Origin of the sequence: Amycolatopsis sp. (assembly GCF_036008905.1) — a bacterium.
GTDB lineage: Bacteria > Actinomycetota > Actinomycetes > Mycobacteriales > Pseudonocardiaceae > Amycolatopsis.
Genome location: NZ_DASYMU010000016.1, coordinates 34886 through 55076 on the forward strand (window position 1 = coordinate 34886; position 20191 = coordinate 55076).

At 69.6% G+C, this 20191-nt stretch carries 17 protein-coding genes and 1 pseudogene; 13 read left to right on the top strand and 5 right to left on the bottom strand.

Annotated features, from left to right (window positions below; genetic code table 11):
• Positions 1-41: 41 nt before the first annotated feature.
• Both VGP60_RS02875 and eccCa read right to left on the bottom strand, forming a co-directional pair.
• On the bottom strand, positions 42-755 hold the full coding sequence (locus VGP60_RS02875) for a S1 family peptidase (RefSeq protein WP_327546241.1): 714 nt from the start codon (positions 753-755) through the stop codon (positions 42-44).
• Between the two features lie 136 nt (positions 756-891).
• Positions 892-4866, bottom strand: coding sequence for a type VII secretion protein EccCa (gene eccCa / locus VGP60_RS02880; protein WP_327546242.1), 3975 nt, complete (start codon positions 4864-4866; stop codon positions 892-894).
• Between the two features lie 156 nt (positions 4867-5022).
• Between eccCa and VGP60_RS02885 the strand changes: the two genes are divergently transcribed.
• From VGP60_RS02885 to VGP60_RS02920, 8 genes are all read left to right on the top strand, one after another.
• Complete coding sequence (locus tag VGP60_RS02885) at positions 5023-5790, top strand: WXG100 family type VII secretion target (RefSeq protein ID WP_327546243.1); 768 nt, start codon at positions 5023-5025, stop codon at positions 5788-5790.
• A 45-nt stretch (positions 5791-5835) separates the two neighbouring features.
• Positions 5836-6873, top strand: coding sequence for a hypothetical protein (locus tag VGP60_RS02890; protein ID WP_327546259.1), 1038 nt, complete (start codon positions 5836-5838; stop codon positions 6871-6873).
• A 3-nt stretch (positions 6874-6876) separates the two neighbouring features.
• Positions 6877-8265, top strand: coding sequence for a hypothetical protein (locus VGP60_RS02895; RefSeq protein WP_327546244.1), 1389 nt, complete (start codon positions 6877-6879; stop codon positions 8263-8265).
• The gene (locus tag VGP60_RS02900) at positions 8265-8798 is read left to right on the top strand and encodes a hypothetical protein (protein WP_327546245.1); all 534 of its coding nucleotides are present in this window, start codon (positions 8265-8267) and stop codon (positions 8796-8798) included. The genes VGP60_RS02895 and VGP60_RS02900 overlap by 1 nt, the downstream gene beginning before the upstream one ends.
• A complete protein-coding gene (locus VGP60_RS02905) occupies positions 8795-9124 on the top strand; it encodes a YbaB/EbfC family nucleoid-associated protein (RefSeq protein ID WP_327546246.1) in 330 nt (109 codons plus the stop codon). Before VGP60_RS02900 ends, VGP60_RS02905 begins: the two co-directional genes overlap by 4 nt.
• Positions 9121-10506 carry a type VII secretion integral membrane protein EccD gene (eccD, locus tag VGP60_RS02910; RefSeq protein WP_327546247.1) on the top strand — a complete coding sequence of 462 codons (1386 nt, stop codon included), beginning with the start codon at positions 9121-9123 and terminating at the stop codon, positions 10504-10506. Before VGP60_RS02905 ends, eccD begins: the two co-directional genes overlap by 4 nt.
• Before the next feature lie 61 nt (positions 10507-10567).
• On the top strand, positions 10568-11632 hold the full coding sequence (locus tag VGP60_RS02915) for an NAD(P)/FAD-dependent oxidoreductase (protein ID WP_327546248.1): 1065 nt from the start codon (positions 10568-10570) through the stop codon (positions 11630-11632).
• A 26-nt stretch (positions 11633-11658) separates the two neighbouring features.
• The gene (locus VGP60_RS02920) at positions 11659-12261 is read left to right on the top strand and encodes a class I SAM-dependent methyltransferase (protein ID WP_327546249.1); all 603 of its coding nucleotides are present in this window, start codon (positions 11659-11661) and stop codon (positions 12259-12261) included.
• An 82-nt stretch (positions 12262-12343) separates the two neighbouring features.
• Here VGP60_RS02920 and VGP60_RS02925 read toward each other — a convergent pair whose 3' ends face one another.
• The gene (locus VGP60_RS02925; RefSeq protein WP_414640280.1) at positions 12344-13426 is read right to left on the bottom strand and encodes a type VII secretion protein EccE; all 1083 of its coding nucleotides are present in this window, start codon (positions 13424-13426) and stop codon (positions 12344-12346) included.
• A 141-nt stretch (positions 13427-13567) separates the two neighbouring features.
• On the opposite strand from VGP60_RS02925, the gene eccB reads away from it, so the two are divergent.
• Positions 13568-15019, top strand: a complete 1452-nt coding sequence (eccB, locus tag VGP60_RS02930) for a type VII secretion protein EccB (RefSeq protein ID WP_327546250.1) — start codon at positions 13568-13570, stop codon at positions 15017-15019.
• Position 15020: 1 nt separating this feature from the next.
• Entirely contained in the window at positions 15021-15701 is a 681-nt protein-coding gene (locus VGP60_RS02935; RefSeq protein WP_327546251.1) for a response regulator transcription factor, read from the top strand.
• A gap of 66 nt (positions 15702-15767) precedes the next feature.
• On the opposite strand, the gene VGP60_RS02940 is transcribed toward VGP60_RS02935, so the two are convergent.
• Positions 15768-16562: a carbon-nitrogen hydrolase family protein gene (locus tag VGP60_RS02940; RefSeq protein WP_327546261.1), complete on the bottom strand. Its 795-nt coding sequence runs from the start codon at positions 16560-16562 to the stop codon at positions 15768-15770.
• Positions 16563-16634: 72 nt separating this feature from the next.
• On the opposite strand from VGP60_RS02940, the gene hisD reads away from it, so the two are divergent.
• The 3 genes from hisD to hisB are packed head-to-tail and all read left to right on the top strand — an operon-like array spanning position 16635 to position 19653.
• Positions 16635-17960: a histidinol dehydrogenase gene (gene hisD, locus VGP60_RS02945; RefSeq protein WP_327546252.1), complete on the top strand. Its 1326-nt coding sequence runs from the start codon at positions 16635-16637 to the stop codon at positions 17958-17960.
• Positions 17957-19057 carry a histidinol-phosphate transaminase gene (locus VGP60_RS02950; protein WP_327546253.1) on the top strand — a complete coding sequence of 367 codons (1101 nt, stop codon included), beginning with the start codon at positions 17957-17959 and terminating at the stop codon, positions 19055-19057. Before hisD ends, VGP60_RS02950 begins: the two co-directional genes overlap by 4 nt.
• Positions 19054-19653: an imidazoleglycerol-phosphate dehydratase HisB gene (gene hisB / locus VGP60_RS02955; RefSeq protein ID WP_327546254.1), complete on the top strand. Its 600-nt coding sequence runs from the start codon at positions 19054-19056 to the stop codon at positions 19651-19653. The genes VGP60_RS02950 and hisB overlap by 4 nt, the downstream gene beginning before the upstream one ends.
• Before the next feature lie 244 nt (positions 19654-19897).
• Here hisB and VGP60_RS02960 read toward each other — a convergent pair.
• A pseudogene (locus tag VGP60_RS02960) lies at positions 19898-20191 on the bottom strand (HNH endonuclease signature motif containing protein); the annotation flags it as partial.

Here is a 20191-nt window from a genome sequence, read left to right on the forward strand (position 1 = left end):
AAAAATGAGAGGAAGGGTCCGTTCATAGCGTTGTGCCGGGGCTAGACGCCCGCGGTGGTGCGGATCCAGGAGCGGCTGCTGGCCACGCTGGCGTAGTTCTGGGTGCCCTGCGGGTTGCTGCCGGAGTTGTTGCCGGTCGAGCAGACGCCGACCTGGACACCGCCGGACAGCTGCGGGCCGCCGGAGTCGCCGTGCCACGACGCGCCGTTGATGCCCTTGCTGGCGATGGCCGTGCCGCCGAACGCGTCGGAGCTGGTGCCGGTCACGCGGACGTTCGCCGTCTTGAGGGTCGGCGAAGGCGGGCCACTGTTCAGGGTGCGGCCCCAGCCGTAGATCTGGTTCGTCGCGCCGACGGCCGGGTTGCCGCTGCCGAGTTGCATGTACGTGGTGCTGATCGACGTCGTCAGGTGCAGCAGCGCGATGTCACCGTTCGGTGAGGCCTTCTGCTGGTCCACGGCGGCCTGGGTGCCTTGGTTGAGTGCCACGTTGCCGACCTTGACGTGCATGCCCGGCGCGTTCAGGCAGTGCTGCGCGGTGAGCACCCAGCGGGCCGCGATGATCGTGCCGGAGCATTCGAAACCACCGTTGGCGGTCACGTCGTTCCAGTAGATCTGCGCGCCCCATGGCGCCGAACTCACGGTTCCGCCACCGATGATGGCCGGTTCGGCCGCCTGTGCGGTGGAGACGCCGGTGGTCGCGAGACCCAGCACGGCGGCGGCGCCGGCCAGCACGGAAATTGCCCTCGACAGTCGCATGAAAATTACCCTTCGAATGGTAAGGGAATTCGCTTCGCTCGAAGCAGTGATGTGACGGTAATTCGTCGAAGGCGACCTGGGTAACCTACCGAAGTTGGTAACTTACCCATAGAAAGTATGGTCCGTTTTATGGCAACTAGTCGCTTTCCGTCGGTTTGGTCCAGGCCACTTGGACGAGGCCCGTGCCGTGGCGGCGGCTCACGAGCGTGCCGCGGCCGGGGGGCTGCGGGCCGGGCTTGACGTCGCCGATCAGCGCGCCTTCGTCCTTGGCGCCCGACATGACCAGCCCCGGCGAGCCGAGTTCCCGGATCCGCTGCAGCACCGGCTCGAACAGCGATCGCCCGGCCCCGCCGGAGCCCCGGACGATGATCAGGTGCAGCCCGATGTCCCTTGCCTGCGGCAGGAACTCCAGCAGCGGCAGCAGCGGGTTCCGGCCGACGGCGGCGACCAGCTCGTAGTCGTCGACGATCACGAACAGTTCCGGGCCTTTCCACCAGGTCCGGTTCCGCAGCTGGTCCGGGGTGACGTCGGCGCCGGGCAGCCGGTCGCGCATCGCCTGCTCGCATTCCGCGATCAGCCCGGTCAGCACGTTCTCAGACCCCGCGTAGCCCAGCAGATGTCGTCCGGTGACCGTGCCGAGCAGCCCGCGCCGGTAGTCGGCGACGATGATCGCGGCCTCGTCCGGGGTGTACGCGGCCATGATGCCCTGCGCGATGTTGCGCAGCAGTGAGCTCTTCCCGGACTCGACGTCGCCGAACGCGAGGAAGTGCGGGTCGGTCGCGAAGTCGAGGTGCACCGGCTGGAGATCGGATTCCGCGATGCCCAGCGTGACGCGCTTTCCCGGTGCGGCCGGGAGGGAATCGCGGGGGATTTCGGCGGGAAGCAGCCGGACAGCCGGAGCTCCTTCTTTAAATGGCACGAGCTCATGCCAGGCCTCGGAAATCCGCCGGGTCAGGTCGATGCCACCGGCACCGAGCGTCGACGGGCGCTGGTCCGCGTCGATCCGCGGCAACGCGCTGAGGAAATGCAGTTTCTCCGCGGTGAGCCCGCGGCCGGGCGCGTCGGCGGGCACGTTCAGCGCGGTCTTGCGGTCGATCAGCGAATCGGCGGGATCACCGAGCCGCAGTTCGAACCGGGTGCCGATGGCGTCCCGCAGCGCCGCGCGCACGCCCATCCACTGGTTCACCGAAACGATGACATGGATGCCGAAACCGAGTCCGCGGGCGGCCAGTCCGGTGATCTGCTCTTCCAGCTTTTCGTACTCCTGGCGGATGGTGGTCCAGTTGTCCACGAACAGGAAGACGTCGCCGAATTCGCGGCCTTCGGTGCTTTCGGTGAAATCGCCGCGGCGCTGGCGGAACACGGTCATCGATTCGATGCCGTGCGCGGAGAAGAACTCCTCGCGCTGTTCCAACAACGTCGTCAGTTCCGCCACCACCCGGCGACAGCGTTGCGCGTCCCGCCGCGTCGCGTAACCGGAGGTGTGCGGCAGCCCGGAGATCGGCGCCAGCGCGCCACCACCCATGTCCAGCACGAACAGCTGGACTTCGCGCGGGGTGTGGGTGAGCGCGAGCATCCCCGCGATCGAGCGCATCAGCATGCTCTTGCCGCTCTGCGGGGCGCCGACGATGATCGCGTGCCCGCCGGAACCGGCGAAATCGGCCCACAGCATGTCGCGGCGCTGCTCGAACGGCTTGTCGACCAGCGCGACCGGAACCATCAGTTTGCCGTTGCCGCCCCACCCGAGCGGGCAGAGACCGCGTTCCGGGTCGACGCCGAGCGGCGGCAGCAACTGGTCGAGCGTGGGCGGTTCGTTGAGCGGCGGCAGCCAGATCTGGTGTGCGGCAGGGCCTTTGCCCTCGAGCCGGGAGAGCATCGCGCCGATGATCGTCTCGCCGGTGCCATTCGACACCGGGGCAGGCGCGTCGACGACGTCTTCCGTCCACTTAGGAGCGTCGACCTTCGCGAGGGTGAACGGCAGGACGTTGAGCTCCGGCGATCCCGCGGCCACGGCTTGGCTCCGCGGCGGAAGCTCGCCGGACACATATGCCGCTTTGAGCCGAATCAGCGTGTCGGTGTCGGACTTCAGATACGCCGATCCCGGCACGTTCGGCAGCTGGTAGGCGTCCGCGACCCCGAGCACCGCGCGGCTTTCCGAAGCGGAGAACGTCCGCAGGCCGATCCGGTAAGACAGATGGGAGTCGAGCCCGCGCAGCCGTCCCTCTTCCAGTCGCTGCGACGCGAGGAGCAGGTGGATCCCGAGGCTTCGTCCCAGCCGCCCGATCGTCACGAACAGGTCGATGAACTCGGGCCGCGACGACAGCAGCTCACTGAACTCGTCGATGATCACCAGCAGCGACGGCAGCGGGCTCAGGTTGGCGCCGCCGTCCCGCGCGCGTTCGTAGTCGCGCACCGACGCGTAGTTCCCCGCCGAGTGCAGCAACTCCTGACGCCGCAGCACTTCGCCGTTGATCGCGTCCGCCATCCGGTCGACGAGCGCGAGGTCGTCGGACAGGTTCGTGATCACCGCGCAGGTGTGCGGCAGTTCGGTCATCCCGGCGAAGGTCGCGCCGCCCTTGAAGTCGATGAGCGCCAGGTTCAGCTTCTCCGACGAATGCGTGACGGCCAGCCCGGTGACCAGCGTCCGCAGCAGCTCGCTCTTGCCCGAGCCGGTCGCGCCGATCACCAGCCCGTGCGGCCCCATCCCGCCCTCGGCCGACTCCTTGAGGTCCAGCTCGACGGGCCTGCCCTCGGGGTTGACGCCGAGCGGGATCCGCAGCCTGTCCCGCGCGGCCCGCGGCGCCCAGGTGACGGCCGTGTCGGTGTCCCGGGGGTCGCCGATGCCGAGCAGCCCGGCCAGCCCGAAGGTCGCCGACATCGGCGCCTCGCTGACCACGGCCGTTCCCTGGTACAGCGGCGTCATCATGCGGGCGAGCGCCTCGGCGGCCCCGCGGTCGAGCGTGTCGGGCGTGCCGAGGAAGCCGAGCCGCTGCTCGGAGCCGTCGCCGACGATCATGCCGAGCTGGTCCTTCGCCGCGTGCAGCGCCAGGGTCTGCTCGTTCGACGACGCCTTGGGCTCCTCGACGCCGATGTCCAGCAGGGTGATCCCGTGGTGGCCGCCGTCGCGCACGAGCCGCGGCTCACCGAACGCCCGGCCGCCGTCGATCACGACGAGGACATGCGGATGGTCGTGGCCAGGTGCGCTCCCGCGGCTGAACGACGGCCGCTCGCCGAGGTCGTTGCCCAGCAGTTCGGCCAGTGTCGTGAGGTTGTCGGCGACCAGGCGCTGCGGGCCGGTCGCGTCGGACGCCGTCGCCGCGGTGGCGTGTGGCAGCCATTTCGCCCATTCCCAGTCGTGCAGGCGGCCGTTATGGACACACAGCGCGATCCGCAGGTCGGACGGCGAATGGAAGGTCGCGAGCTGCGCCAGCAACGCCCTGGCCAGGCCCAGTGTGTCGGGTCGGCGGCCGCTGAGGAACACCGAAGAGAAGGAGCGCAGCGAGATCGCCACCGGCAGGCCGTCGACGGTCGAGTAGGTCCGGATGAAGTACTTGAGGCTGGTCGACGACACCGGGTCGAGGTCTTCCAGCGGCACGGTCTGCGGCGCCTTGAGCGGCGTGATCAGCCGCTGCGGCCCGGTGCCGGCGCGGATCTGCGCGAAATGCGGGTCGCCGCGCCGCCGGTCCCAGATCTTGCTCGCCTCGACGTAGGCCCACAGGTCGGCGGGGTCGGGCTGCAGGGAGATCATGGTGGCGCGCTGGTCGTCGGCGATGTCGCGGACCTGGCCGCGGAGCCCGGCGAGATACCGTTGGTAGTCGCGGCGTTCCTCGTTGACCTGTGCCTTCTTCGCCGCTCCGCCGCGGCCCAGTGACATCAGCACCATGCCGCCCATCGCGGTGATGAACAGCGCGCCGAAGATCCAGGTCATCACCCCGCCGTCACGTCCGATGTAGACGAACGACATGGCGCCCATGCCGAGCATCATCGGCAGGAACATCATCAGTTGCATCATCCCGCCTGAGCTGCCCTTGGGCAGCATCGGCGGCGACTGCAGGACGATCTCGCTCGGCTGCTCGCCGAGCATCGGCAGGCGGTCGCGGGACAGGCTCATGGCGGGACTTTCCGGGTCGGCGCGTGGGTACTCTGCCGATCATTTTGGCTACTGGTTATCTACTCACAGTGGGTACTTTTGCCGTCCGCCGCACGTTCCGCCCGAATTTACGCTGGCCGTCAACGCAAAAAGGCGCGGACAGCAGAGGGGAGCGCGATGAGCGGCGAGTACCGGGCGCAGCCCGAGGCGATGCGCTCCACGGTCGGCAACGTCGGCGGCATCATCGTCCAGGGCATCAACGCGGTCGCGGACCTCGAACGCACGGTCATCGCGCCGACGTCGTTCGCCACCTTCGGCGGGGCGGTGGCCGCGGCGAACACCGCGATGCAGAGCCAGCAGGTGACCGCGCTGCGGCGGCTGCTGACGCTTCTGCAGCAGGTCAACGATCAGGTCAAGAAGTCGGCCGACGAGTACCAGGCGGCCGACGAAGCCGTGTCCGGCGGTTACGGCGGACGCCCGGCGCCGGGCGGGTTGCTGTCCCAGATCTGGGGCAACGCGGGCGCTTCCGAGCTCGCCGCCCACGTGATCAACGACAGCGCCGGCGCCGCGGGCGAACCCCGTTCGGTCGGCAACATGCTGCGCTACCTCGGTGACATGGGGATGGGGCAGCTCGGTACGCACCCGATCACCGACGCCCGGTTCCGCGGGGTCGCGGACTTCAACGACTGGCTCGGCGGCGACGCGGACAACCAGGCCCGCGTCGGCGTCATCGAGGTTTTTTCCGGTACCGCGCGGAGTTTCGGCGACGTGCCGGGCGGGGTGCTCGGTGGCGACCTCGTCGTGGTCGAGCCGATGCCCCAAACGCGCGGCGAATCCGTCATCGGCATCGCGGGGGACGGTGGCCGGCTCTACAACCACGGTCCCGTGAACGCCGATATCCATGGCTTGGCGATCCTCAGCGTTTACCGCCCGGCGTCGGTTTAGCCCTACCCGAGAGGTTCAGTCGTGTTCTTCCCCAATTCCAGTGCCATGGACGCCACCGCGGGCTCGGGCGGGCCGATCACCGTGCTGCCGCAGATCCTCACCGGCCAGCCCGAGCAGATCGCCAAGCACGTCACCGAGCTCCTGAAGAAGGCGACCGAGTTCACCACGCTGTTCAACGACTTCACGAAAGCCGCGCAGCAGCTGGAAAAGACCTGGTCCGGTGCCGCTTCGGAGTCCGCGATCAAGAAGATCAACGACTCGCTGGCCTCGTTGACCAAGATCATCGGCGTGGTCCAGAAGGGTGCCGAACTGCTCGGTGTTTCCGGCACGCTGGTGAAGGCCGCGCAGGAGGCCTACCGGTCCGTGGTCGCCGCGGTGAACCCGACGGTCGCCTCGCTGATGTCGAACCCGTGGACTTATGGCGCGGCTGTCGCGCTGTCGACGGCGACGAGCGCGTCGCTGCGGGCGTTCATCCAGGCGATCGGCGCGCTGCTCAAGACACTCGGCGTGGTCGATCTCGCGAACCAGATCTCCCAGATCGCGACCATCATCGGTGAGATCGAGAAGCTCTTCGGCTCGAAGTCCGCCACGCCTTCGACCGGCACGACACCGGCGACCGGCGGGACCGGCACGGTGGGTTCGGTACCGACCAACACGAGCGTCGCCGGTGCGCCGGTAACCGCGCCGGTAGCGCCCGCGCCGGTGGCGAGCGCGTCCGGCCAGCAGGTCGCCGGGCAGCAGAACGGCAACCAGGCGCCGAGTTTCACCAGCTACGTCCCGCCCGCGCTGGCCGGGAACGGTGGTGGCGCGGGTGCCGGCGACCTGTCGAACAGCTGGATCCCGGTGGACCAGAACGCTCCGGTGACGACGTTGCCCGCCCCCGCGGCGCCGGTCGCGCCCCCGGCGACCGGCGGTGACCACGTCATCATCCGGACCGACCTCACCACCGGCACCTCGACGATCGAAGCTCCGGCGGGCAAGGACATCGACGTCGACATCGACATCGATTACAACGGCCAGCACTACGAGCAGCACGTCGACATCGACGCGGACGCCGACAACGCACCGGTCGCGGGCAGGTAGCGCGTGACCGGCGGGGGAGTCGTCGACGCGTCCGGCATCGTCGCCTCGATCCTGGCGAGCTACCGGAACGTCGGCGTCGAGTACCAGCGGCGGGTCACCGGCGATCCCGGGGCGCTGACCGCGGTGGCACAGCGGCGCGGTGGGCAGGCGAGCACGGTTTCCGGGAAGTCACGCGAAGTCGTGGACGCGGCGACCGGATTGCACGCGGCGTGGGAAGGTGCCGCGTACGACGCCTATGCCGCGGCGAGCGGCAAGATCGGCACCGAACTCGGGGCCGTCGGGGTCAAACTGGACGCGCAGGCGATGGCGCTCACCGGTGCCGCGACGGCGTTGCGCACGGCTCGCGCCAGTGTCGATTCGGCGCTCGCGCGGTTCGACCAGTACGCGCGCCAGCTGACCAACCCGGCGCGGACGGCGTCGGCGAGCGCGGTGAACGACTTCGTCACGGCGGCCCGTCAACTCGGTGAATCCCTTGTGGCGGCGGCGAAAGCGGCGGCGAACCAGCTGGGCGTGACGCTGGCGCAGTTGTTCCCTCCGGAGTCCACAGTGGAAATCGGGCGGGTCGAGCACGAGTTCGGCAAGTACGGCACCGGCGCGTTGCACTGGGTCAACGGCGAACCACTCGACGGCCGCAGCAGGCCGCGTTCTTCGCCGTCATGGTTCGGGAACTCGGGCTGGAAGAAGCTCACCTGGGACGGGCTCCAAGGCACTCGCGCCCCGCGTGCCGGGGACACTCCGTTCGGACGCCCGGAGCCGACCACGCTCGGCGGGAAAGCCTGGCAGAACACGGAAATCACCTACGCCAAGTGGCGGGGCGAGCAGAACGGGATCACCCCGGGATGGGACTTCAAGGTCGCTTCCCAGGGCTGGGACGCCAAGGCCGCCGGGCATGTGGAACTGGCCGCGCTCCACGAGAGCGTGGACGGGAAACTGGAATACGGTGTCGCCGAAGCCAGTGGCAAGGCGTCGGTTTTCGTTGGTGCTGAAGGGAATCTCGCGGTGCAGGCCGGTGCGGACGGTGTTGGCGCGCATCTCAACGGGTTCGTCGGTGGCAAGGTCGAAGGTGAGGTCGCGGCCGATGTCGCCGGTGTCGGCGTCGGCGCGAGCGGGACACTGCAGTACGGCCTCGGCGCGCAGCTCGACGCGCAGGCCGTGTACGACGCCGGGCACGTCAAGGTCGACTTCAAGGCGGGTGCCGCGCTCGGCCTGGGCTTCGGTGTCGGCGCGAAGATCGACATCGACCTCCCGAAGATGTACGAAACCGCCGAGGAGTACGGCGGTGCCGTGGTGGACGGCGTGAGTGGCGCCGCGAGCGACGCCGCCACCGCCATCGGGTCCATGTGGGACGGCGCGGCGTCCTTTGTGGAAACGGCTTATGCGGAGTCGTGGTGATGACAGTCGACAATGGACAGGACCGGATCTCCCTGCCGTTCGGTTTCGACGTACCGGACGGCTGGACCCCGGTCGACCCGGAGAAGGCCGGCGCGCCCTCGGCCGCGTTCGTCGCCGTGCGCCCGGATTCGGGCGGCGACTTCACGCCGAACATCACCCTGAGCGTCCGGCATCGCCCGGACGCCGCCACGATCCTCGAGATCGCCGACGAAGCCGTGGAACGTCTCGGCAGGTCGATGGCCGAGCTCGATGTCCTCAGCCGCCGGGAAGTCGGCGCACCGCCGGACAACGGCGTGGCACAGGTGCTGCGGATAGTGAGCGGGAGCGGGCAGGAACTCGTGCAGTCCCAGGTGCATCTGACCGTGCCGGGCACGGCCGGGCGCCGCGACCGCGTGATCGTCGAACTCGCCTGCACTTCGGCCCCTCAGCAGTCGGAGCCGGTCGTCGGCGAGTTCCAGCGGTTCGTCGCGAGCTTCCATGTGCGCTCCGGCGGCACCCTGAGTTTTGTTGATACACAAGGAGATACACAGTGAACGTCGATCCCTACGCGATGCCGGACATGGACGAGCTGCTGGCGCAGGTGCGGCGGCAGACCGAAGAGGTGCAGCGCATCCAGCGGACCGTCGAAGCGATGGAGATCAAGGGCCATTCGCGCGGCAACGAGGTCACGGTGGTGCTGCGCGGGGACGGCCGGTTCAGCGCCGTCGACATCGACCCGGAGGCCATCCGCCGTTATGACGCCCGGAACCTCGGCGAGATCGTGCTGGAAGCGGTGAACAACGGCCTGCAGAAACTGGCCGAGGCCAGCAACGCGAAGTTCGCCCCGGTGATCGAATCGGCGAGGTCCCTCGACTCATGACGGTTCCCGCCACGGTTCACGCCGGCTCCACGCGCAGGGTCACCGTGGTCACCCCGCGCGCGCGAGTCGACGTCGCGCTGCCCCCGCAAAGCACTTTCGCCGAGCTCGTCCCGCAGCTGGTCCGGCTCGCGGCCGCGTCCGGGCAGGCGGCGGCCGACCATCCGGGCTGGGTGCTGTCCCGCCTCGGCGGCGCGCCGCTGGCGCTGGGACTGACCGTCGCCGCCGCGCAGGTCCGCGACGGTGAGGTGCTCCACCTGACCCCGCGCGAACGGCCTCGCGGCCCGCTGCTGTTCGACGACGTCATCGACTCGATCGCCAGCGTCGCCGAGTCGGGCACGGGCGCCTGGGGACCGAAAGTCGCGCGCCAGGCGGGAATCGGCGCGGCGGTGGTGCTTCTCCTTGGTGCGGCGGCGCTTCTGCAGGCGGCCGACGCGGGAACCGTGCTGGCGCCGATCGGGACTGGCTTGCTCGCGCTGATGTTGCTGCTCGGTGGTGGTGCGCTGAGCCGTGCGTACGGCGACGCCGGTGCTGGAGCGGCCGGAGCGCTGGCCGGCGTCGGCGCCGCGTTTCTCGCCGGGATGTCGGCGTTGCCGCCGCACGCGATGGTGTCGACGACGGCGGGTTCCTTGGCCGCGGGGTTCGCGGCGGTGACGGTTTACGGTGTGCTCGCGGCGGTTTCGGTCGCCGACCGGCTGCCGTGGTTCGTCGCGGTTTCGGTGTCTTCCGGGATGGGCGCGATCACGACCGCGATCGTTTTGCTCGCCGGCACGCGGCCCGAGAGCGCGGCCGGAGTGGTCGCCGTGCTCGCGACGGCGTTGGCCGCGGTGGCGCCGATGCTCGCGCTGCGGCTCGGCAGGCTGCCGCTGCCGCGGGTGCCCGACGACATGGATTCCTTCCGTGCCAACGAACAGCCTTCCCTCGGCGACGACATGGTCGGCCAGACCTCGCACGCCCAGGGGCTGCTGAACAGTCTGCTGATCGCGCTCGGGCTCGTCGTGCTGGCGTCGTCGATCGTGCTGGTCGAGTCCGGTGGCGCGTGGGAAGCCGGGCTCGTCGCGTTGCTCGGGCTGGCCTGGATGCTGCGGTCGCGCTCGTACGCGGGCACGGTGCAGCGGCTGGTGCTGGTCGGTTTCGGGCTGGCGTCGCTGGTGAGCGCCGGGATCTGGCTCGCCGCCGGCGACGCGCGCTCGATGCTGTTCGCGGCCGGGCTCACGGTCGTCGTCGCCGCGGTGATCTGCCTGGTCTACGCGGGGCGGGTGGCGCGTGGACACCGTTCGCCGTACTGGGCGAGGCTGCTCGACATCTCCGAGTTCCTCTGCCTGCTCTCGCTCGTGCCGATGGTCGCCATGATCGCGGGGATCTACGAGGCCGTCCGCGGCTGAGAGTTGCTACTTCGGCAAGGTAGTTTGCCAGTTCTCGTGATTGTCGTGCACAGTCGGTTTCATGACGAAACGAGAGAAATACGACGTAGTGATCGTGGGCGGTGGGACGGCCGGGCTGAGCGCGGCGTTGACGCTGTCTCGGGCGCGGCGCGCGGTGCTGGTGATCGACTCCGGCTCCCCGCGCAACGCCCCGGCCGGGCACGTCCACAACTACCTGGGCCGCGAAGGCACGCCGCCGGGTGAGCTGCTGGCCATCGGCCGCGGCGAGGTCGAGGGCTACGGCGGCGAGATCGTGACCGGCTCCGCGACCGCGGCTCGCGCCCTCGAAGGCGGTTTCCGGGTGGAACTCGGTCGGGTGGAACTCGGTCGGGTGGAGCTCGGTCGGGTGGAGCTCGGCGACGGCGGTTCGGTGTTCGCGCGGCGCCTGCTGGTGACCACCGGCCTGACCGACGAGCTGCCCGAGGTCGCGGGCCTGGCCGAGCTGTGGGGGACCGACGTCCTGCATTGCCCGTACTGCCACGGCTGGGAAGTGCGGGACCGGGCCATCGGCGTCCTCGCGACCGGGCCGATGTCGCTCCATCAGGCGCTGATGTTCCGGCAGTGGAGCGCGGACGTGACGCTGTTCCTGAACGCCGCCGTCGAGCTCACCGCCGAGCAGGCGGAGCAGTTCGCGGCCCGCCGGATCGCCGTCGTCGACGGGCAGGTCGCCGCGGTGGAAACCGCCGGGGGCAGGCTCTCCGGCGTCCGGCTGACCTCCGGTGAGGTCTTCCCGAGACAGGCACTCGTGGTCGCGCCGCGGTTCACCGCTCGTGCCGATGTCCTTGCCTCCCTTGGGCTGGAGCCCGTCGTGCAGGAGCTCAACGGGTTCGTCCTTGGCAGCACCGTGCCCGCCGACCCGACCGGCGCGACCGCGGTGCCCGGCGTCTGGGTGGCGGGGAACGTCACGGATTTCAAGGCCCAGGTGATCGTTTCCGCCGCCGCTGGGCTGACCACGGCCGCCGCCATCAACATGGACCTCATCGACGAGGAAACCCGCGACGCCGTGGCCGCCCACCGCGTCTTCTCCGCGGAAACCGAACGCGAGGTTTCCGAGCTGGTACTCGGCAACCGCCGCCACGGCCTGTGAACACACCTAGACAAGGAGTTTCGAGCATGTTCGACGAGCAGTCGTGGGAAGAGCGTTACCGCGAGAAGACCGCCGTCTGGAGTGGGCAGCCGAACCAGCAGCTCGTGGACGAGGCGTCCGACCTGCCGGTGGGGACCGCGCTCGATGTCGGCTGCGGCGAAGGCGGCGACACGCTCTGGCTCGCTTCGCGCGGCTGGAAGGTGACGGCCGTGGACTTCTCCACCGTCGCCCTGAACCGCGCCGCCGGCCATCTGGGAGACCTGGCCGAGGGCGTCGAGTGGGTGCACGCCGACCTGACCAAATGGACCCCTTCCGCGGGGCACTTCGACCTGGTCACCGCGCAATTCATGCACCTGCCGACGGCCGACCGCGAACCGCTGTTCGCCCGGCTGGCCGACTCCGTCGCGCCCGGCGGGACGCTGCTGATCGTCGGCCACTGCATGAACGACCTGCACGTCGCCGCGCACCGGCCGCCGGACATGTTCTTCACCGCCGACGAGGTCGCGAAGTCGTTGGACCCCGGGCAGTGGGAAATCGTCGTCGCCGAGGAACGGCGCCGGCCCGCCCACCCCCACGAAGGCGAGAACATCCACGTCGCCGACGCCATCCTCCGCGCCCGCCGCCGCTGACCGCCCCGCCATCTGTCGACAGGTGGCGATCTCTTGGAAACCGAGAGATCGCGTTCTGTCGACAGATGGCGGAGGGCCGGGGCTAGACGTCCAGGGCGAGAGGGAGGGTGCGGCGGATGGCGGCGGCGTGGCGGCCGTGGAGGGGGACGACCCGGAGGCCGAGGTCGGCGGCGCTCGGCAGGTCGCCCTGACGGGAGCCGACGCGCAGCGTGACCTCGGACCGTTCCTTGCCCGCGGGAGTCCGGCGCAGCGTGTACGAGCACGCCGTGAAAGCGGCCGTGGGCAACGAAAGATCCAACGCGCGGCCGATGTCCTGCCGGGATCGCGGCGCGAAGCAGGCTTGCGAAGTCGCCCCGGCCGACCAGGTCCGCCAACTGTCCGTGATCTCCGGTGTGCCCTGCCGCTCGACGCCGAGCGAAACCCGGAGTTCCTCGCCGAGCTCACCGGCTTCGAGCACCGTGCTCTCATAACCGGCTTCGGCGAGCGTGCCCATCAGGCCGAGCGCGGCGCACGCGGTGCTGCGCAGCGCGCCGATTTCGCCGCCCCCGCGGGCGAGCGCGGCGATCGGGGCTTCGTCGGGCCGGTACCGCACGGCGAACCAGTGCGCCCGGAACGGCTCACCGTCCTCGCGCGGGACCGTCCACGTGAGCAGCTGCGCTGTCGCGAGCGGGATGTCGGTCTGCCGGTAGGTCTCCCGCAGGATCGCCATCAACGCGTCCGGCTCCGGCGTGACCGGCCCGGTCAGCCGCACGATCGCGGTCCAGCCGCCGTCCACCTCGGCGACGCCGAACCGGTTGCCCGCGCGGTCGACGTGCTGCCGGACGCGAACGGGCCCGACGATCCGGTGCAGCGGGTCGGAGCTGTCGCGGCGGTTGTCGTGCTGGCGCAGGCGGTGGCCGATCCAGATCAGCGCCCACCCCGCCAGATGCCGTCCGGAGATCCGGATCGACGTCGTCAGGAACGCGACGGCGGCCAGTGCGCAGATCGTGATCCACAGCGGCTGGGCGACGTGGTCGAGCCCGATCGCGAGCAGTACCGCGATCCCGGCGAGTTCCCAGATCGCGAGCTGCAGCGGCCGCACCGGCAGGATCCACGCCCACGCCGAAGCGCGCTGGGGACCTGTTGTCGTTGTCTCTTGGGTGCCGATACGAGCGTCAACGGACACAGCTCTCCCCTTTTCGCGCGTGAATTCAACGGTATAGGTGACTTCCTGGTCGCTCTGCCGGAAAAATTGCCCACACGATCGGATGAGTGCGACGCCTAGCATCGGGGTCCAAGTCAGGTTTGGGAACTCGGGGAGCACTGGGTGTGGACACAGCGTGATCAGATCCAGGCGTACCAGTTCCTGCGCCGGAGGCTGGTTTCCGCATTGGTCGCGGCCGACGCCAACCATCCCGTTTCGCCCAGCCGGCGCCTGATTCTCGGTACTTCCATCGGCGTCGGGGTGGCGTTGCTGATCACGGCCGTGTTCGGGGTGATCGGTTTGCTCAAGCCGTCCGGCGGCAAGGACTGGCTCTCCGGCGGGCACGTGATCGTCGAAGAGGGCACCGGCGCGCGGTTCGTCCTCGGGCAGGACAACGCGCTGCACCCGGCCCTCAACTACGCCTCCGCCCGGCTGCTCGCGGGCGGTAACGGCGACGGGACGGTGACGGTCCCGGCGAAGAATCTCGCCACCGCGCCGCGTGGCGCCACCGTCGGCATCGTGGGCGCACCGGACTCGCTGCCCGGCGGTGCCGGTCTCGTCACGACGCCGTGGAACAGCTGCTCCCGCACTACTCAGGACGCACCGTCGGGCGCCGAACCGACGTTGACGGTCCTGCTCGGCGCGGCGGCTACGGGCCGTGAGCTCGCCCGCGGCGAAGGCGTCCTCGTCCGCCTGCCCACCGGCGAGCGCTACCTCGTCTCCGCCGGCCATCGGTTCCGCCTGAGCGCCGACGCGAGCGCTGCTCTCGGTTACGACCAGCGCGTGCCCGTCGTCGTCTCCGGACGCTGGATCAACACCGTGCCCGCCGGGCGTGACCTGGGGTTCATCGAGGTTCCCGACGCCGGGCGCGCGGGCCCGCGGATCGGTGGCGAGCCGAGCAAGATCGGCCAGGTGCTGGTCGTCCGCGACTCGGTGACCTCGCCGCCGACACCCGCCGGCTACTACCTCGTGCGCAGCGACGGTGTCGAAGTCATCAGCCAGACCGAAGCCGCCTTGATCATGCAGACGCCGGAAAACGGCGACGCCTACGACGGCGCGCCGGGTGAGCCGCTCGTCGTCGCCGCGGCGAATATCGCGAACGTCGCCAGGGCGGGCGATCCCGGGCCTGGCGCCGGCGGCGCGGACGCGGCGGACTACCCCGAGCGCATCCCGGCGGCCGTCGCCGTTACCGGTGCGACAGTGACTGTTTGCGCGGAAGGCACCGGAACGGGTGCTTCGAGGATTACCGTGTCAGGACAGGTGCCGTTGCCGAACGGCGCGAAGAGCATTCCGGTGGTCAACCGGGCGGACGCCCGCGTGGCCGACGAGGTGTACGTGCCGCCGTCCGGTGGCGCGATCGTCGCGGACCGATCTGGGACGGGCACGGTTTATTTGGTGACTGACTTGGGCATGAAGTATCCGGTGGTGAACTCGCAGGCGCTAACCTCACTGGGATACGGCGCGATGGCCAAGCAACCGGTTTCCGGTGGCTTGCTGGCACTGGTGCCGACCGGCCCCGCGCTGGACCCGGTCAAGGCAGCCGGGTTCGCGGGTCCCGCCGGTGGAGCGGGCTGAAATGACGCAACTGCTCACGAAGGCGAAGGAGGGCGGACGCATCGTGGAACGTATCAAGGTGGGGGTCATCGAGGATCATCCGCTGTATCGGGAGGCCGTCGCGCGGGTTCTCGACGAGGCCGAGGACATCGAGTTGGGCGCGGTGGCCGACTCGGTGGCGCGGTTCGCGGTCTGCCGTCAGCCGGTCGGCAGCGTGATCGTGCTCGACCTCAAGCTGCGCGGGGTCGCCGACGCGGCCGCGGTGCTCGAGGTCAACGGCATGGGACATCGGGTGCTGGTGGTTTCGGCGCATGCGGGGAAGAACGAGGTGCTCGGCGCGATAGCCGCGGGGGCGCACGGGTATCTGTCGAAGGACGCCGACGGCGAGGAGATCCTGCGCGCGATCAGGACGATCGCGGTCGGCAACACCTATGTGTCGCCGACGCTGGCGTCGATGGTCCTCAACGCGAGCCAGACGACGAACGCCGGGCCGAAGCTGGACCTGTCCAAGCGCGAGCGCGAAGTGCTGCAGCTGGTCGCGGCGGGGGAACGGGACGTCGACATCGCGTCGATCCTCGGCATCAGCGTCCGGACTGTCCGGTCCTATCTCGACCGCATCCGGGACAAGACCGGAGAACGCCGTCGCCCGGGCCTCACCATGATCGCCATCAAAGAAGGCCTAGTCCCCGAACCCCAGCTCTGAAACTTCCGAATATGTCGACAACTCTTGTTAGCGAACCTAACAAGAGTTGTCGACATATTCGGAACGTCAGAGGCGGCGGTTGGTGAGGGCGCCAGTGGCGGCGCGGGCGCGGGTCGCCAGCTCGGGGTCGATGTCGACGACGACGACCTCAGGCCCCGCGCCGAGGTGTGCGTGGACGTGCCCGAAGCCGTCGGAGACGATCGAGTGGCCGATGCCGGTCGGGGCCTTCGGGTTGACCTCGGTGTCCGTCGCCTTCGGATCCGCCTGGTCGCAGCCGAGGATCCAGCAGCCCGAGTCGAGCGCGCGGGCCCGCACGAGGACCTCCCACTGCTCGACCTTGCCCTCGCCCGCACCCCAGGACGTCGGCACGACGACAGCGGCCGCGCCCCCGTCGGCGAGCGCGCGGAAGAGCTCCGGGAACCGCATGTCGTAGCAGGTGGCGACACCGAGCTTGACCCCGTCGACCTCGACCGTGACGAGTTCCGTCCCGGGCGCGACGGTGTCGGACTCGCGGAAGCCGAACGCGTCGTACAGGTGGATCTTGTGATAGCCCCGGTGCTCGCCGAGCCCGGTGATCAACGCCGTGTTCCGCACGCGGCCGTCGTCGGACGGGGTGAACATCCCGGCGACGACGAGCACGCCGAACTCCTCCGCGATGCCCGCAACCGTTTGCGCCCAGGGCCCGTCCAGCGGTTCCGCGATCGGCCCGAGCGGCCCGCCGAAGCGCGCCTGGGTCGCTTCGGGGAAGAGCACGACCCGTGCGCCGTCGGCCGCGGCGGTGGCGACACCGTCACGGATGAGCTTGAGGTTGGTCTCGGGATCGTCGCTCGACGTGAGCTGGCACAGCCCGATTCGCAGCACTGCTGACTCCTTCATTGTGGGACGGTCCTCCCACGGAGTATGCCCCGGAGGGCCACCTCGTACCCTTGACCCATGCTGAACCGCACCGACCTGCGTGGGCAGGTTCCGTCCGCCGCCGAACTACGCGCCACCCTGCCGCGCGCCGAGTACGACGTGGACGCGGCGCTGCATCAGGTACGACCGGTGGTCGAGGCGGTCCGCGAACGCGGCGTCGAAGCCGTCCTGGAGTACACCGAGCGGTTCGACCACGTCCGCCCGAAGACCGTCCGTGTCCCGCGTGAGCTGCTGACCAGCGCCCTCGCCGAGTTGGCGCCCGCTGTGCGCGCCGCGCTCGAAGAGGCCATCGAGCGGACCCGGAAGGTCCACGCCGACCAGCGCCGCTCCGACGTCACGACCCAGGTGGTCGACGGCGGCACGGTGACCGAGCGCTGGGTGCCGGTCGAGCGGGTCGGGTTGTACGCGCCCGGCGGGCTCGCGGTGTACCCGTCGACGGTGGTGATGAACGTCGTCCCGGCGCAGGCCGCGGGCGTCGAGTCGCTTGTCGTCTGCTCGCCGCCGCAGGCCGATTTCGGCGGGTTGCCGCACCCGACCATCCTGGCCGCCGCCGAACTGCTCGGCGTCGACGAGGTGTGGGCCGTCGGTGGCGCGCAGGCCGTCGCGCTGCTCGCGTACGGCGGCACGGACACCGATGGCACCGAGCTGACCCCGGTCGACATGGTCACCGGGCCGGGCAACATCTACCTGACCGCGGCCAAGCGCATGCTGCGCGGCCTGATCGGCATCGACAACGAAGCCGGGCCGACCGAGATCGCCGTCCTGGCCGACGAAACGGCGTCGCCGGTGCATGTCGCCGCCGACCTGATCAGCCAGGCCGAGCACGACCCGCTGGCCGCCAGCGTGCTCGTCACCACCTCCGAGGCGCTCGCCGACGACGTCGACGCCGAGCTGTCGAAGCGGATTTCGGAGACAAAACACGCCGAGCGCGTCGCGGATGCGTTGAGCGGCAAGCAGTCCGGGATCATCCTGGTGTCCACGGTGGAGGACGGCATCAAGGTCGTCGACGCGTACGCCGCCGAGCACCTCGAGATCCAGACGGCCGACGCCCGCGCGGTGGCGGCCAAGGTCCGCAACGCCGGCGCGATCTTCGTCGGGGCGTACGCGCCGGTTTCGCTCGGCGACTACTGCGCGGGCTCCAACCACGTGCTGCCGACGGGCGGTTTCGCGCGGCACTCCTCGGGGTTGTCCGTGCAGAGCTTCCTCAAGGGCATCCACGTCGTGGACTACGGCGAGCAGGCGCTGCGCGAGGTCGCGTCGATGGTCGTCGCGCTGGCCAACGCCGAAGACCTGCCCGCGCACGGCGAGGCCATCACCGCGAGGTTCGAGGGGGACGCCAAGTGACCACGCTCGATGAGGTGACGCTGGCGGACCTCCCGCTGCGCGACGACCTGCGCGGCCGCAGCCCGTACGGCGCGCCGCAGCTGGACGTCCCGGTTCAGCTCAACACCAACGAAAACCCGTACCCGCCGCCGGACGCGCTCGTCGCGGATGTCGCGGAAGCCGTGCGCGTGGCGGCTTCTTCGCTGAACCGGTACCCGGATCGTGACGCCGTCGAGCTGCGGCACGACCTGGCGGACTACCTCTCGGTGTCGACGCGGGTGCTCGTGCACGAGCGGAACGTGTGGGCCGCCAACGGTTCCAACGAGATCCTGCAGCAGATCCTGCAGGCCTTCGGCGGTCCCGGTCGGACGGCTCTCGGTTTCGAGCCGTCGTATTCCATGCACCCGATCATCGCGTCCGGCACGCGCACGGAATGGGCGCCGACGCCGCGCCGGGCGGATTTCACGCTGGACACCACGGCAGCGGCCGAGGTCATCGCGCAGCGGCGTCCGGACCTGGTTTTCGTGACCAGTCCCAACAATCCGACCGGCGGCTCGATCCCGTTGCCGGAGCTGGAACTGTTGCTGGAGAGCGCGCCGGGCATCGTGGTCGTGGACGAGGCGTACGCCGAGTTCTCGTCGCAGCCCAGCGCGGTCGAGCTACTGGAGAAGTTCCCGGCGAAGCTGATCGTCTCGCGGACGATGAGCAAGGCGTTCGCGTTCGCCGGCGGGCGGCTCGGTTATCTCGCCGCCGCACCGGCTTTCGTCGACGCGCTGCAGCTCGTCCGGCTGCCGTACCACCTTTCGGCGTTGACCCAGGCCGCCGCGCGGGCGGCACTGCGGCACGCCGACGCGACGCTCGCATCGGTCGCGAAGCTCGCGTCCGAACGGGACAGGGTCGCGCAGTCGTTGCAGGGACTGGGTTTCACGCCCGTTCCCAGTGACTCGAACTTCATCCTGTTCGGCCAGTTCGCCGATCCGACGGCGAGCTGGAAGTCCTATTTGGACCAAGGGGTGCTGATCCGCGACATCGGCATCGAGCACCACCTGCGCGTGTCGATCGGGACGCCGGAAGAAAACGACGCCTTCCTCGAGGCGAGCAAGGAGGTCCCGCGATGACCCGCATCGGCAAAGTGGAACGCACCACCAAGGAGTCGTCCATCAGCGTTCAGCTCGACCTGGACGGCACGGGCGAGGTGGAGATCTCCACCGGGGTCCCGTTCTACGACCACATGCTGACCGCGTTCGGCGTGCACGGCTCGCTGGACCTGAAGGTCGAGGCCACCGGCGACATCCACATCGACGCGCACCACGTCGTCGAGGACACCGCCATCGTGCTGGGACAGGCGATCCGGCAGGCGCTCGGCGACAAACGCGGCATCCGGCGCTTCGGCGACGCGTGGATCCCGATGGACGAAACCCTCGCGCACGCCGCGATCGACGTCTCTGGGCGGCCGTACTGCGTGCACCTCGGCGAGCCGGAGCAGTTCAACGCGTTCACCATCGGCGGGAACTACCCGTTCGTGCTGACCCGGCACGTGTTCGACTCGCTGTCGTTCCACGCGCAGATCGCGCTGCACGTCCGCGTGCTGCACGGCCGGGATCCGCACCACATCGCCGAAGCCGAGTACAAGGCTGTTGCCCGTGCTCTGCGCACTGCGACCGAACCTGACCCGCGCGCCGGTGGTATCCCGTCCACCAAGGGTGTTCTGTAGTCGTTCTGCTCGGCTTTGGGTGGTCACGGGTGGGTGGGTTTCAGGTGGTCCGGATGGATATTTTCGCTCCTCGCATTACCTTGGTGAGGTTTGCGGCAGCGAAAACACCCATCCGGCATGGAACCTCTGCTCACCCCGCCGCCGGTGGTGACGCCGCCGTACTGCCAGCGCTTCAGACCCGGGGTGGCACTGGCAGAGGTCCCGGGCGGGCCGGTGGCCGCGATGACGGTCGAGGTCGTCGCGGTCAGGCGGCCTGCTCATGCGGGAGAACATGGGCGAGGTTGCGGATCGGGACCTGCTCCTGATCCAGCCACTTGGGTGGGATGAACTCCGGGATCCCGTGCACCATCCGGATCGACCAGCCCCCGTGATGCACCTCCATATGGTGAAACAGGCACAGCAGCACCGTGTTGCCCAGGTCTGTCAGGCCACCGTCGGCCCATTCCGTCACGTGATGTGCCTGGCAGTAGCGGGGCCTGCGGTGACAGCCCGGTCGGGCGCAGCCCCGGTCCCGGGTCACCAGGGCCCGGAACTGTGC